The 15,853-nt window shown below is 38.8% G+C and carries 11 protein-coding genes; 4 read left to right on the top strand and 7 right to left on the bottom strand.

The features are described 5' to 3' along the window. Positions 1-5: 5 nt before the first annotated feature. Positions 6-338 carry a hypothetical protein gene (locus BWI92_RS18740; protein ID WP_141234837.1) on the top strand — a complete coding sequence of 111 codons (333 nt, stop codon included), beginning with the start codon at positions 6-8 and terminating at the stop codon, positions 336-338. Positions 339-458: 120 nt separating this feature from the next. Here the strand turns inward: BWI92_RS18740 and BWI92_RS18745 are convergent, their stop codons facing one another. The 5 genes from BWI92_RS18745 to BWI92_RS18765 form a co-directional block, all read right to left on the bottom strand. Beyond that, entirely contained in the window at positions 459-1,931 is a 1,473-nt protein-coding gene (locus tag BWI92_RS18745; protein WP_095165553.1) for a calcineurin-like phosphoesterase family protein, read from the bottom strand. Positions 1,932-2,206: 275 nt separating this feature from the next. Continuing rightward, positions 2,207-3,643: a SusD/RagB family nutrient-binding outer membrane lipoprotein gene (locus tag BWI92_RS18750; protein ID WP_095165556.1), complete on the bottom strand. Its 1,437-nt coding sequence runs from the start codon at positions 3,641-3,643 to the stop codon at positions 2,207-2,209. 10 nt (positions 3,644-3,653) lie between these two features. Continuing rightward, on the bottom strand, positions 3,654-7,109 hold the full coding sequence (locus BWI92_RS18755; RefSeq protein WP_095165559.1) for a SusC/RagA family TonB-linked outer membrane protein: 3,456 nt from the start codon (positions 7,107-7,109) through the stop codon (positions 3,654-3,656). Between the two features lie 144 nt (positions 7,110-7,253). Next, positions 7,254-8,231, bottom strand: coding sequence for a FecR family protein (locus BWI92_RS18760; protein ID WP_095165561.1), 978 nt, complete (start codon positions 8,229-8,231; stop codon positions 7,254-7,256). Between the two features lie 90 nt (positions 8,232-8,321). Continuing rightward, positions 8,322-8,906: an RNA polymerase sigma factor gene (locus BWI92_RS18765; protein WP_095165563.1), complete on the bottom strand. Its 585-nt coding sequence runs from the start codon at positions 8,904-8,906 to the stop codon at positions 8,322-8,324. Between the two features lie 190 nt (positions 8,907-9,096). Between BWI92_RS18765 and BWI92_RS18770 the strand changes: the two genes are divergently transcribed. Together BWI92_RS18770 and BWI92_RS18775 are read left to right on the top strand one after the other, a co-directional pair. Then, entirely contained in the window at positions 9,097-10,698 is a 1,602-nt protein-coding gene (locus BWI92_RS18770; protein ID WP_095165565.1) for a DUF1800 family protein, read from the top strand. 288 nt (positions 10,699-10,986) lie between these two features. Further along, a complete protein-coding gene (locus BWI92_RS18775) occupies positions 10,987-12,549 on the top strand; it encodes a DUF1501 domain-containing protein (protein ID WP_095165567.1) in 1,563 nt (520 codons plus the stop codon). 440 nt (positions 12,550-12,989) lie between these two features. Here BWI92_RS18775 and BWI92_RS18780 read toward each other — a convergent pair whose 3' ends face one another. Beyond that, the gene (locus BWI92_RS18780; protein ID WP_095165569.1) at positions 12,990-13,412 is read right to left on the bottom strand and encodes a phage tail protein; all 423 of its coding nucleotides are present in this window, start codon (positions 13,410-13,412) and stop codon (positions 12,990-12,992) included. A gap of 58 nt (positions 13,413-13,470) precedes the next feature. Continuing rightward, positions 13,471-13,719 (bottom strand): phage tail protein, encoded by a 249-nt coding sequence (locus BWI92_RS18785; RefSeq protein WP_176464480.1) that lies wholly within the window; start codon positions 13,717-13,719, stop codon positions 13,471-13,473. A 462-nt stretch (positions 13,720-14,181) separates the two neighbouring features. On the opposite strand from BWI92_RS18785, the gene BWI92_RS18790 reads away from it, so the two are divergent. Beyond that, entirely contained in the window at positions 14,182-15,726 is a 1,545-nt protein-coding gene (locus tag BWI92_RS18790; protein ID WP_095165574.1) for a S10 family peptidase, read from the top strand. The last annotated feature ends 127 nt before the right edge of the window (positions 15,727-15,853 follow it).

Genomic DNA, 15,853 nt, shown 5'->3' on the forward strand with positions numbered 1-15,853 from the left:
CGCTCATGATGAATCTTCCCAAATGGCTACTTGTAGCTGGTATACCGATCATTGTCAACGTATGTTTTGCACAATACAAAACACTCTATTTTCCTTTTGACAAAGGCTCTATTTTATCACTTTCATTGATATTCATCAACCTTGTACTTTTTTATTTTTTGAGTAAATATCTTAGAACTCCTGAAGGGAAAGACTCGCCTTTGAGCGTTGAGTATATTTATGCTGGTTTAGTCATGAATATTGGTATTTGGATAGCTGATGTTTCGACAGTTTTTGTGACTATTTGCTTGCTTATCATTGTGATGCGTCTTTATTTTCTCCAGACTCGAAATGTTTAAATAGCCAAAATATTAGTCATCCCGAATCTTTAGGATTGGGATGATGCCCCAAATTTTATCAAAAAAGCGGTCGGAAAATATTTTTCGACCGCTTTTGTTCAACTACCTTTATGTCGCGTTTTATAAATTTATCTGTTCCGTATATTCATTCCCAAATCTATCTGTAGCTTTCACAACAATGGTTTTGGCTTGCGCAGAAGGTTGTACAAAAAACAGGTGGTCGGTCAAAGTTGGATCTACAAACTTATGTTTCTTTGGTAAATCTGGTCCTGCAAAAAGCTCCACAGCTAATGGATCCAATGAAACTTTTTGCTCCATTGCTCCTTTTGCAATGCCATCTTCCCACCATTCAACTTTCCATTTTTTATCCCAATTCCAAACATTGGCTACAATGCTATCGGGAAACTCTTTACTAGCACCTTTCGGATATACCTTCAATTGATAACTTGCAGGTTTTCCCGTTCCTTTATAATACCAGGAAATATTTCCACCATCGACCTGATACACGCCATATCCACTTGGAGAGCCATCCGTACAGATTGGGCCTGTCCACCAAGCACCACAAACCGTTCCGTGAACGTGTTCTATGATGTTGCCCTCCTCCCATTTTTCATTCACATGGGTATGTCCCGACATAATATGCGCTTGGAAAGGTTCAAGCATTTTATACAATTGACGTCTGTTGGCAACAGTCCCCCCAAGTTCCTCCTCTTTGAGTTTATTACGACGAGCATGACCTGTGTTGGTCGGGATATGTAAACTTACCACGACGGTTGAGCCTTTGGGCACAGAAGCCAAATCTTGCTCTAACCAATGCAATTGGTTTTCAGTGAGATAGCCAACGTATTTCTTAGCTGTTCCCATAAAGAACACATCGTCTAAAACTACATAGTGAACCTTGCCACGGTTGAAAGAATAGTAGGTTGGGCCAAAAGTATTTTTAAAGGTTTTTGAAGAAAAATCGTCAGTTCTAGCATCCAAATCCATGTCATGGTTGCCAATGACACTAAAAAATGGAATCTGAGCTTTTCCAAAAGCTGAAATATAACCATCCAACAATTCGAAATGATCCCACACTAAATCGCCACAACCAATACCATGAAAAAGAGTATCCTTCGGTGCTGTTTTTACCAATTCAGCCAAATCTTCGCCTGACTTTTGAAGTTCCTCTGCATCCTTTTTAGAAATAATCTGAGGGTCAGCCCAGACTACAAATTGGTGTTTGGTATCATCAACAGATAGTGGCTTCAGGGTAAAATTTGCTTGAAAAGTACTTTTAGTCGTATCTATTTTTTGATAAAAACGAGCAACTCCCTTTTCATTCGGAAATTCATATCCAGATGGCACACTAATATAAACAAACTCAGCTTGGGAATGCGCCTTAATTTGGTATTTACCACTATTATCGGTTCTGACAACGGTATAACCATCCGTAACCGATACTTGAGGAATACCCTTCCCATTGGCAGAAATGGTTCCTTTTATGGTTACAAATTCAGTAGAGGTAGACAGTTCATTCGCCATGACCGACGGCGTACTAAGCACTGCCCCTCCTATTCCAAAATTCTTAAGAAAACTTCTTCTGTTAAACATATATTTTGGTTGATTATGTAGCTAAACATTAAAGCTGAATTGTGAATTAGTGGTGTAAGAAGCTTGAGTTTTATCATTAAAATAAAAATTGATGTAGCGGCAACCGCAAGGGTTGCCGCTACACCCCAAAAATTCTAAATAAGAACTTTATTGAACAAAATAAAAACCTTCATTCAGCACTAATTTCAAGTGCAAACTTTACATATAAAATACTGATTATTAAATCTTTACATTTAAAATTCATCACTCACATTTCACCACTAATAATTACCTCATTACTTCGTCCACCAAGTTTTGGTATTAATATCGTCTGCTCCCATTTGCGCTACAGCTTTGTCGTAATTTGCACGGTTAAGCGACTGGGTTGATAAGGGATATTTTAATCTCATCGGCATTTTGCCGTTATTTTCAACACCTTTACCAACTGGCAAAACAGGATATCCTGTACGCTTATATTCAAACCATTGTTGCATATCATTGAAAAACAAAGCAATGTATTTTTGCGTCATGATTTGCTGGAGAGTTCCGTTATAAGCCACGCCCGAACGGGTCAAAAAATCTGTCGGTTGAGTTGCCCCCCAATATTTCATCGAAGCAGCAATCCCTTTTTCATAATGGTCTTTGGGACTGTCGGTGGTATAACCTTTCAACGCAGCCTCAGCTAACAAAAACTCTACTTCCGCATGCTGCAAGATAGTACCTAAAATTAAAGAAGTTTTAAGGTTTTTGTTAAGTTTTGAAGAACTTATCGCGTTCATCGCTGGTCCCTCGGCTATGGTATATCCGCTTGGGATGCCTGTATATTTACCACTGGCTTTGGTAGCCCAAATATCCAATCGAGGGTCAGACCAAGTACTTAAGGTTTTGATAAAAAACTCTGAAACCGCATTTGCTCCATTAAAATCATAATCACGAGTACTGGTAAAAGGATTCAACAAGGGCGTAACTTGTGTAAATTTCAGCGCTGCACTTTCATCAGCACTTTGCATTAATGGATATTTGTCTGGACTTGACAACATGGTTTTTAGCTGTGCCTGAAAAGCAGGGGATTTTGCTTCACCACGCATCAATAGGCGCAAACGGAGGGAATTAGTAAATTTTTTCCAACGTAAAGTTCCTACCGTACTTTTATCTGCCCCAAACAAGGCATCTTGCCCTAAAGTCAGTGTTTTGGTCACATCATACAAGGCATTTGCGGTATCCAATTTGGCAATCAAATCTTTATAAACGTCCTCTTGTTTATCAAAAGTAGGATTTACAACATAATTGGGATAACCTTTTAGTGCCTGTGAATATGGGATATCGCCATAAATATCAGTCAAGTTCGCAAATAACCAAGCCTTTAAGGTCAGTCCAATGGCTAAATAATTGGGCTGAGACATGACTTTTGCCTTTTGAATCATATCTTCGATATTAGTCAATGACAAATAGTAATTGCTCCACATATAATCTGACTCACTCGGAAAAAGCACATAACGGTGAAAGACCGTATTGCCTTCAGTCAAGGAAACTGTTACTTGCATCAACTCATTGTTGAGACGATGACTTCTACTTAAACCCGTATTGACCCCTTCCAAAATAGCAGTGTTCATAAAACTTCCTGCTGTTGCCGACGATACACCCTCTGGGTCGTGATTGAGTTCCTCCATGCCTTCTGTACAAGACGTCAGAGCTAGGACAAGGAATGCATATAAAAAGATTAGTTTTTTCATATTCAGATAATTAGAAAGAAATAGTAAGGTTTGCTCCCATTGTACGAGTAGATGGGAATTGTCCAACTTCTAAGCCTGGTGTGATGGTGGCATTGTCGAGCGTAGATGTTTCGGGGTCAAAAGCTGGGAAAGTTGACCATACGAATAAATCACGACCGTAAATTCCGATACTGGCAGTTCTCAGGAAAGTCTTACGAAGTATTTTTGCTGGAATCGTGTAAGCCAAACGAGCTTCACGAAGTTTTACAAATGAAGCATCAAATGTATTAGCTTCTACATTGTCACGACCATACCATTTGTTGTAATACGTTACGATATTAGTCGCCTTGGTGGTATTTGGCACATATTGACCGTCAGCATTGAGGGTTACTCCTTCGCCAATAATACCGTCGTATCTACCTGCTAATGTAGCTGTATTCTTACCTTGTTCACCTAAAATAGAGTTAGTCAATGAGAAGATTCTACCCCCTTGACGAATATCTAGCAAGACAGAGAGACTCCAGTTTTTGTATTTAAAATTATTTGAAATACTTCCTCTCCAATCAGGATTTGTGTTGCCTAGGTTCACAAACTGGTCAGTAAGCACAGGGTATCCATCTTTGTCAAATACAATTTGTCCTTCTGGCGAACGCTTGAAGCCAAGCCCGTAAATTGTTCCTAAAGGTTGACCTTCTCTAGCCTCCACTGTTACACGGCTACCAACGTATTTTGCCAAAATAACACTTCCAGTTTCGTTATTTAGCTCCAACACTTTATTACGGTTCATTGACCAGTTTACTGTCACATCCCATGAGAAACCAGCATAATTTTTAACAGGATTACCGTTCAAGGTTAACTCAACGCCTTTGTTTACTACCTTACCCATATTGATGAGCGAAGAACTATATCCAGAAGCAAATTCTACAGGCGCATACAGAATCTGGTCGATAGTGGTTTGCTCATATACGGTGGCGTCTAAACTCAAGCGATTTTTGAAGAAACGCCATTCTGTTCCTGCTTCAAAAGAGTTATTTCTCTGTGGCTTCAAATTCGGATTGGCAATCACATTAGGACTTTCTAGTTCGCCGGGGAATGTACCAGAGTTATAGATTTTTTCCAAGTTATATGTCCCAAGGCGAGCGTCATATCCTACACTGGCATACGCCCCACGGATTTTACCGTAGCTTATCCAATTCGGCATATTGGTCATTTGAGATAAAACCAAACTCAAAGTAGCTGATGGATAAAAGAAAGAATTATTTTGTTTTGGTAAAGTGCTACTCCAGTCGTTACGACCAGTTACATCCAAAAAGGCAAAATCTTTGTAGCCAAGGTTTACAAAACCATACAAACTGTTGATTCGCTTCTCGGCACGATCACTTTGAGTGAGTGGTAATTGCTCAGAATTTGCCAAATTATATACCCCAGGAATCACCAAGCGGTCAGCTAATTGATTGGTAAATTTTTGACTTTGTTTCAAAATATTTCCTCCCAAACTGGTTGTTACCTGCCAAGTTTTTTCAAGTGGCAATTTGTATTTCAACAAAAAATCAGAGTTAGATTCGAGGTTAAATACATTTTGCTGACGGTACATACCTGCTTGAAATTTTTGGGTATTCTTCGGACGTTGTTGCGAACGAAATTCATAACCCATATCCAAACCAGTACGCACCGTCAAATCCAAGCCTTTCAAAATATTATAGGTAGCCGACATGGTACCCGTTACATTATGACGACTCGATTTGTTCAGCATTTCATATACAATCAAATAAGGATTATCAATCAAAGAGCTAAAAGGGTGATTTTGTTCTAGGCCTTCTTTTCCCGGTAACCAGTAAGGCTGATACCAATCCAAATTTACATTCGGGTTTTGGAAGGCAATGAAATACATAATCGACTGGTTGTTGTAGCCCGTCGACGGAAGGTTATCGCTAAATTTATTGTAATAGTTCACCTTAGCAGAAGTACTCAGCTTAGCCGAAATCTGTGAATTATTTGAAAAACCTAAACTAATGCGCTCATAACCCGTATTTGGCAAAATCCAGTTATTCTTCATTTGCGAGAGACTCAAACGAGTATTGCTTTTGTCTTTCACATTGGTAATCGAGATATTGTTTGATAAGGTTACCCCTTGCTCAAAAAAGTTTTTGCGATTGTCAGTGTAAGGTTTCCAAGGAGTTCTTTCAGTAAAAACACCATTGGCATCACGAGGCGAGTTGTACTGATAAAATGATTGACCATCAAATTTTGGCCCCCAAGCCGAACTTGTACTTTGCGTTCCTGCACCATCTGCCGTTGTGCCATAGGAGTAATAATTCTGACCAGCCGTTCCCTGACCGTACTGATATTGGTAGTCTGGCCAACGATTTACTTGGTCAACACTTACATAAGAGTTAAACGAAACCCCAAGCCCTTTTTTGTCCTTACTTGCGCTTTTGGTCGTGATAATAATGGCTCCATTTCCTGCACGAGAGCCGTACAAGGCAGATGCAGCAGGACCTTTCAATACGTTGATAGACTCAATATTATTCGGGTCAATATCTGTCAGAGCACTACCAAAATCGATGGGAGAATCGCCACCCAAATAGGCTCCATGTCCTACACCTTGAAAAGAAGTATTGATCGGTTCGCCATCGACCACGATTAAAGCGCCTGGCGAGTTGAAATCCAAAATACTTTCCCCACGCAATGTCACGCGACTACTGCCCATTGGCCCATCGGTTTTGGTTAGGTTCAAACCCGCGACTTTACCCGAGAGTGCGTTCATAAAATTGTTAGATGGGGCATCCGTCACAGCCGAGCCGTCTAATTTTTGGGTTGAATATCCTAGGGCTTTTTCTTCCCTTTTGATACCCAATGCGGTAACTACTACCTCATTGAGATATTTGTTATCCTCTGATAACTGAACATTGAGATGGTTTCTTCCTTTGATTGGTACCTCTTGAGAAGAAAATCCCACAAAGGAAAATAATAATACAGCGTCTTTATCTGAAATACTAATTTTAAAGTTACCGTTAGCATCAGAAGTGGCGCCTTTACTTGTGCCCTTTACCGATACGTTTACCCCAGGCAAAGCATCTCCTGTTTGAGCGTCGGTGATTTTTCCACTTACCGTAGTGTGGTCTTGCGACTTTGGGCTTGCTTTTAGAACAATTTGATTATTTCCAGAAAAGCTAAAATCGATATTTCTGTTAGAAAAAATACCGTTCAGCACTTGTTTCAGGTTTTGATTTTGGGCAGAAAAAGTGACTTTATCTTTCTCAGAAATCAAACTTCCTGCATAGACAAAACGTACGCCAGTTTGTTTTTCGATTTGAGATAAAACGTTTTCTAAACTCTGATTTTGAGCCTGAACCGAAACTTTGGTGTTCAATACTTCTTGTGCTTGGGATACTTGTACATGACATATACCAAGGCCTAAGGCCAACGAGAGTGTTGGCACCGAGATGATTCGCCTAATTATTAGCGAGAATCGTTTTTTTTGCATAAGTTTGCTTGAGATAATAACCTATAAGGGCACCTTGTAAAAGGGGCTACAACATGGGGATTGTTTGCAAGGTTAATGAAGCTCGACCCTTCATTGACCTTTTTTATTAGTAAAATAGTCTAAAACTATATTTTGGACTCATATTTATTGGCAAATTCCTTTTATAATAACCTCCTTTCCTTTGATTTGATATTGTATTCCTAAGGACGACTGCATCAATTGTAAAACTTCTTCTAAGCTAGCATTTTCGAAAGAAGCAATCCATGTACAATCTAATAACCGAGGATTTTTAACTTGAAATGACACCTCATACATTCGCTCTAACTTTCTAAAAACCAAATCCATACGCTCACGCTTGAAGTAAACTTTTCGTTCTCTCCAACTGATTGACTCTCTGGCATCAATGACGTTTGATTGACTTAAATTCGCTTTTTCACTTTGATAAGTACAAACTTGATTAGGAAGAATGAGACAATTGCGTTGTGGATTATTGGCCATTTCTACCGCTACTTTCCCTGTCAATACGGTCACGTTGGCTTGGTTGTCTTGTGTGTAATCATGCACATCAAAAGTGGTGCCTTTCACCGTGGTATTCAAGTGTTTTGAGCTAACGATAAAAGGCTGTTGAGGGTTGTGAGTTACTTCAAAATAAGCTTCCCCTTCTAAATATACGTGACGAGTTTGTCCATGTAGTTTTGTGGGAAAACGTAAACTTGAGGCTCCATTCAAAAATACCTTCGAACCATCCTCCAAAGTAACTGTGGCGTGCTCTCCTGCTTTTGTTTTGATAGTCTGATAACTTAACTCATACTCGGGTAATGGTTGGTTGTATTTGCCAATCCACTTCCACGCCAACATAGAAATTAACAAAACACTAGCGGCGATTCCTGCACTAAGTGCCCACGAAGTTGCCAAACTAATGATTGGGGTATCTTTTTTAGTGGATATATTTACCCACATTTTTTGCTGAGCGTTCGATAAAGCCTCCTCAGAGTCCGAAGGTTGAAAAGACTTATCCTCATAGAGCGATTGCGCCCATTGGTCAAAAAGGGCTTTTCCCTCGGGGCTTTCCTTGCCACTTAGGTATTCTTGTAAAATTCGCTCCTGCTCTTTAGAAATCATTCATGTAAAGGGAAATGGGGATGTTTTCCTTCCCTTTCATGTATGTATTCGTGTGAGATAAATTTTAGTACTATGCCGAAATACGATTTTTTAAAAAAAAGTAGATAAAAAAAGTCCAAGGGTTGCAAATTCTCTTAATCGAAAACGAACCATTTGTAGCGCTTTGGATAGTTGATTTTTGACGGTTTGAGGGGAAATCTGAAGCTTTTGGGCAATTTGATCAATGGTAAGTTGTTCAAATCGGCTCAATTGAAAGACTTCTTTACATTTTTCTGGTAAAATATTCACCGCTTGATGAAGATGATTATCTAAATCGTTGGTCAAAATGGTTTGCTGAGTCGAGAAATCAGAGTCTGAAGAAGTTTGGCGAATTATCTTGACATAATCTTCTCGCACATATTGTTTTCGAATTTTATCCAATAATTTATTTCGAACCATCGCAAACAAATAAGACTCCGAAAATACTGTAGGGTCTATTTGTTCTTTTTGTGTCAATAATTGTGCAAAAACATCTTGAATCAAATCTTGAGCATCTTCTGCGCTCGGAGTAGTACGACGTGCAAAGACATAGAGCTTTCGCCAATACTTTTGATAAAGTACCTCAAAAGCGCCTGTATCGCCTGCTTGCCATGCTTGAATTATAGCAATATCATTTTGAAATTTAGCCTTTGTCATAACGCAAAACCAATTTTGCTACAAAGGTAAACCTTGGGGTTTCCTAAGCCTTTAAGCTTAAGTTATACTTTCATTATGGTAATGTTACGAAAATTTGTTAAATAGCTCCGCATATTCAATTTTTTACAATAATTAAACCTTCGCAAACATTCAAAATCTAAATGGAACAAAACTCTAGGCACAACATACTATGACTTTTTCAAGCAAACAACTTCAAGCAGGTTTGGAGGAATATAAGGGAGAATGGAGCACTCAACAGATTACCCATTTACTCAAGAGGGTAATGTTTGGCGCAAAACCTTCCGATGTCAACTATTTCAAAACCAAAACCTTAAGTCAGTCAGTTGAGGAACTGCTAAAGCCTCAAATATACCCAGAGCCTCCGCTCAACTATTATAATACCAGTGATTACACAGATCCAACAGGTATTACACTGGGAGCTACTTGGGCATTTGCCGCTTATGGTGATGGTACACTCAATGGCAAAAGGAGAAATAGCTACAAAGCTTGGTGGCTCCAACAAATGTTTTATCAAGGACGAAGTATCCACGAGAAAATGATTCTGTTTTGGCATAACCATTTTTCTACCGAAGCAGATACCGTGAGTGATGCTCGCTATTTGTATAAACATCATTCACTTTTACGAAAGTTTGCTTTGGGGAACTTCAAAACTTTCGTTCGAGAAATGTCCATCGACCCTGCCATGTTGGTGTATTTAAATGGTAATAAAAATACCAAAACAGCCCCAGACGAAAACTATGGACGAGAGCTACAAGAGCTCTTTACGATGGGAAAAGGCTCTGGCTCCAAATACACTGAAGACGACGTAAAAGCCGCCGCAAAAGTCCTGACTGGTTATGTTGTGGATGCACTGAAAATAGATTACAGCTTTACCCCGAGTAGGCACGATACCAGTGATAAAACATTTTCCGCCTTTTACAACAACACGGTTATCAAAGGAAAATCAGGTACCGATGGCATATTAGAACTGGACGAACTGATCAATATGCTTTTTCAAAAAGAAGAACTGAGTAAGTTTATTTGTCGGAAAATATATCAGTTCTTTGTGCATTATGATTTGAATGAAACCGTTGAAAAAAACGTCATCACGCCACTCGCCGAAATATTTAGAAAAAACAATTTTGAGATTACTCCCGTTCTTTCTACCCTCTTTAAAAGTCAGTTTTTTTATGATGCACAGCTCTACGGAGCAGTCATCAAGTCTCCCCTAGATTTAGTCATTGGAAACCTTCGTGAATTTGATGTAATATTCCCAAATCCGAAAACGGAATTTGTGGATGTGTACACATTTTTTGTGGAAGTCGTTCGTCAAGGAACCATCATGCAACAAAGCATTGGTGACCCTCCCAATGTGGCTGGTTGGGCTGCGTATTATCAGCAACCTATATTTTACGAAGCATGGATTACGGCAGATACTTATCCCAAAAGAGTACAATATACTGATACCATGATTGCCAATGGAATAACTCGTAATGGAAAAAGAATACAGATTGATGTCATTGCTTTTGCCAAGAATTTACCCAAACCCAACGATCCCAATTTGTTGATTACTGATTCCATAGCCTTATTATACAAAGTACCCGTTTCAGCAGAAAGAATTGAACAACTCAAAAGAGACATCCTACTTTCTGGGCAGTCGAGCGACTATTATTGGACCGAAATCTGGGATACCATGCTGGTGAGACCACAAGATACCATGACCCTCGTAAAGAGTAAATTACAATCGCTTTACCAGTATTTATTGTCACTACCAGAGTATCAGTTGACTTAGTCATGAGTGATGAATGGTGAATTGTGAATTAGGGCTGAACGAAGGATTTTCAACAATTTCGGATTTGGGATTTCTGATTTTGGATATAAAGTAAAGTGCCTTTATTTTTTTACAAAATATAGAATATTACACTTCCAAAACCCAACATCCGATATCCGAAATAGAGAGTTTTGTATTTCTTCGTACACTACTAGTTATGAGTGGCGAATTGCCAATACCAATATTTCACTCTTGCAATTTATCAAAATTAAATTTGCACATTATTTCTTCTATCTAAAATCTATTTCTATGAAACGCAGAGAATTTGTTCAGCAGTCAATATCAGGATTCTTAATGCCTGCATTACTCAGTGGTTTTTCGGTAAAGGCCTTAGGAAATGTTGCAAAAAATCAGAGTGGAGACGAAAATACCCTTGTGGTGATCCAACTCAATGGTGGAAATGATGGCTTAAATACAGTAATACCAATTGATAAATATGGGCTTTATAAAAATGCCCGCTCCAATATTGCTCTACCAGAATCAGCCTTATTGAAGGTATCCCAAAACGGAAATATTGGACTGCACCCTTCTATGGCAGGGGGCTTGCATAACCTTTTTATGGAAGGTAAAGCCAATCTAATACAAAGCGTAGGATACCCAAATCCCAACTTTTCTCATTTTAGGGCGACAGACATTTGGAATTCGGCCTCGGATGCCAATCAGTACGTGTATAACGGCTGGCTTGGAAGATATCTGGCTCTACAGCATCCTACATTTCCAAACAATTATCCCAATTCACAATTTCCTGATCCTTTGGCCATACAAATTGGCTCAACAGTAAGTACCGCCCTGCAAGGCCCTATCTCTTCTATGGGCATGGCTATTACTAACCCCAGCAGTTTCTATAATTTGGTACAAAATAAGGTGGAAGATGCACCAGATACGCTGGCAGGCAAAGAATTGAAGTTTTTGAGAGAAGTCGCCAACCAAACGAATTTGTACGCTAGTTCAATACGAGGAGCCGCAGGTAAGGCCAAAAATTTAGTAACCTACCCCAATACCAATTTGGCAGGACAATTAAAAATCGTGGCAAACCTCATTGGCGGAGGACTCAAAACGAAGGTGTATTTTGTCAATCTGGGAGGTTTTGATACCCACAGTAATCAGGTAAATACGACCGATACCACCACGGGAACACATGCTAACCTTTGGAAACAAATCTCGGATGCCATCAAGGCATTTACCGATGATTTGAAAGCTATGGGCGTATCCAAAAGAGTCGTAGGAATGACCTATTCTGAATTTGGGAGAAGAATTAAATCAAATGCCAGTGGCGGAACAGACCACGGTGCAGCCGCACCGATGTTCATGTTTGGAGATATGGTAAATCCAATTGTATTGGGCACCACGCCAGATATTGCTGCTTCGGTTCAAACAGGAGATAATGTACTCATGCAATATGATTTCCGATCGGTATATAGTTCGATTCTTGAGCAGTTTTTGTGTATGAATGCTAGTTGGAAAGACGATGTTTTATTTAAAGATAACTTTCAATCTTTACCACTCATTCGACCGCAAGCCTGCGGACTTTCGCCTGTCGTGGATTTAGAATCAACTGGTGAATATATCTACAATTACCCTAATCCTTTCCAACAAAGTACGATTTTGGTCTATACCTCAAGAGGAGGACATAACCTGATTCAAATTTTTGATAATGTAGGAAGACTAATGGACACCCCAGTAGACGGGCTATATCCTGAAGGCACTTACGATATGCCTGTAGATACTTCAAAATGGAAAAATGGCGTCTATTATGCTCGTTTTCAGAATGACTCGTACCAGCAGATTAGGAAATTAATGAAACATGGGTAAGCAGGAGTTCTGAGTTGAGAGTGCTGAATTATGAATTATTAGTATACTGAGGATTTTAAAATTGTTTATTTCGGATATTGGATTTGGGATTTCGGAAGTGTAATCTTTTACATTTCTTAAAAAATTAAAGGTATCAAATATTATTTACGAAATCTGCAATCCCAAGGCTGAAATAGTTTGGATTTTTATTTCAGATATCGGATGTGGGATTTCGGAGGTATAATCTTTTACATTTCTTGAAAAATTAAAGTTAGTTCACTTTATTTCCGAAATCAAAAATCCCCAATCTGCTATAGTTTAGATTCTTGTTGTCCAAGTTTAATAACTGGGAACAGCGAGGGTTTAGAGCGCAAAACGTGTGACATCATTAATTACGGTTAACAAAGCCACACGTTTCACTTAAAACTACTTTATATAATCTAAAAAGTATTAATCAAATGTTACATTGGAAACATTCCCCTTACACAAAATATATATCGTATAGGATTCCCTTTAGGGTCTTTAGGGTTAGGGATATTTGGAATTTTAGGTATTCCGAAAGTTCTCATTCCATCACCTCCGTAAGTGGTACCTATTAAAGCAAAAACGGCGGAATATTCGTTAATACTTAAGAGTCTTCCATCACAAAGTACCCAGTCCTGCGGAACAAAACTTCCAGCAAAGGTTAAAATTTGGCCCAAAAATGGTTCTGCGGCGTACTCGTCATCATTGATGCCGCAGTAATAATGAATAGCTGAGTAATCATCATCATAAACTTTAATGGGGTCTAATTTGGGCACACCATCTTTCCCATTACATTTTTTCCAACTTGAAGGATAGTGACCTCTTCCAGCATATAAGCAAATTTTATTGATCGTGCTCATTTTAATAAAAGTTTTTTAACTAAGTGTGATAACATTGATTATAACTACTTTACATTACCTAATCATGCGTTGGGAATTCTCCATTTACGCAGATAATGTGCATGCATGAGCCAACCTTTGGGAAAACAGGCAGATTAAATTCACGTATCTCATATTGGAGATTTGCACCAAATTGGTTTCCAATAACAGCATACAAAGCTGGGTTTTGGTCAATCTTCAGCGCTCGACCATCGCAAGGCAACCATCCTTCAGGTGCCGTTGTACCATTGTAAAGCATAATAATGCCTATACAGTTTATTTCACGCATAATAAATAATAGTGTGGTGGGGTAAATTGAATGTTGCCCTAATTTACGCATTCAGGCTTTGCGAAAAATCCGATAGGTTTTAAATTTTTACAATGTTAATCGTAGAATTTAATAGATACAAATAAAATATATGCAATTTTACAAAAATTATTTTTCGGTTAAATTTCCATAATTTATAATATCAAACAAAGGTTGACTCCCTACTTATCTGAACATACGTAAAGCGTTATGTTTGATTTCTGAATTGGAGCGAAGGAAGCATTAGAATAGATATCTCTTTCCCTATTTCAGTTTTAACTACTGGAAACAGCGAGAGAAACTTTAAATTATTAGTTATCTAATGGTAGAAAAGATTTGTTTTTTACAATCATTCTAATTCCCACAACCACAAATCCTACTTGTCATTCTGCTAATCTTTTGTATTTTTGTTAGAAACCCATTTTTTCACATTCAACAAACCTTATGAAAAAAACGCTTTACCTCCTGAGTTTTTGCTTGGGGACTTCGCTTTTTGTCCAAGCGCAACAAAAACCTGCTCCGAAAGAAAATGCACCGCTTGCCACTACGGTAGAAGACAAGCCCAACAATGGTAGTCGCACGCTCAATCCTGATTCGTATGTGGTAACTACCAACGAAGTAACTATCAAAGGTCAAAAAGTGCCTTACAAGGCTTTGGCAGGCACAATTCCTGTGTGGAATGATGACGCCAAAATACAAGCCTCTCTATTCTACACGTACTACGAAAGAACCGACGTGAAAGACAAGGCTACTCGTCCTCTGATTATCTCTTTCAATGGTGGCCCCGGCTCTGCCTCGGTTTGGATGCATATTGCGTACACAGGCCCTCGTATTTTGAAGATTGATGATGAAGGTTATCCTGTTCAACCTTATGGCATCAAAGACAACCCTTATTCTATTCTCGACGTTGCTGACATCGTTTTTGTAGACCCTGTCAATACAGGTTTTTCAAGAATTATTGATAAAGACGCTCCAAAATCAAACTTCTTTGGTATTAATGCCGACATCAAGTATTTGGCAGAATGGATTGGCACTTTTGTTAGTCGCAACAATCGTTGGGCTTCTCCAAAGTATTTGATTGGTGAAAGTTATGGTACGACTCGTGTCTCAGGTCTGGCAAACGCCCTTCAAGAATCTCAATGGATGTATTTGAATGGTGTTATTTTGGTGTCGCCAACTGACTTGGGTATCCCTCGTGAAGGGCCAGTGGAAACTAGTTTAAAACTCCCCTATTTTGCTGCTACGGCTTGGCATCATAAGGTTTTAGAACCAAGTCTTCAAAATAAAAAGCTGGAAGATATGCTTCCAGAAGTTGAAAAATTCACGGTCGAGGAATTATTGCCAGCCATTACACAAGGCGGTTTTATTGCGCCAGAAAAGCGTCAGGCAATTGCGAAAAAGTTTGCAAGATATTCAGGGCTAAAGGAAACAGTTGTACTACAAAACAACTTAGACATTTCCTTGGATTTATTCTGGAAAGAACTTCTTCGTGATAAAGGATATACCGTTGGTCGTTTGGACTCACGTTATTTGGGTGTAGACGCACGTGAAGGTGGTGAAAAAGTAGATTACAATGCCGAACTCAATTCGTGGTTGCACTCTTTTACGCCTCCAATCAATATGTATTTGAGAGAGGAACTAAAGTACAAAACAGATTTGAAATACAATATGTTTGGACCAGTTCATCCTTGGGACAGAAGCAATGACCATACGGGGTATGATTTGCGCAAAGCAATGGCAACGAACCCTTATTTGAAGGTATTGGTACAATCAGGCTATTATGATGGCGCTTGTGATTATTTTAACGCTAAATACTCGATGTGGCAAATGGATCCAAGCGGCAAATTCAAAGATCGTCTGTTCTGGGAAGGTTACAAATCGGGACACATGATGTATTTGCGTAAGGAGGATTTAGAAAAATCAAATGAAGACTTACGAATTTTCATCAAAAAATCTCTTCCAAAACCTGGCGAACCAGCCAAGTATTAATGAGTGAATGGTGATTGAGTGAATGAGTGATTATTTTTTAATGTAGAGACGTAATATTTTACGTCTAGCGAAGATTATTCACGAGTTATAGCATAAACTAATTTAGTGATTATGTTAAAATTTGTAT

The sequence above is a fragment of the Flectobacillus sp. BAB-3569 genome, assembly GCF_002270355.1.
GTDB lineage: Bacteria > Bacteroidota > Bacteroidia > Cytophagales > Spirosomataceae > Flectobacillus > Flectobacillus roseus.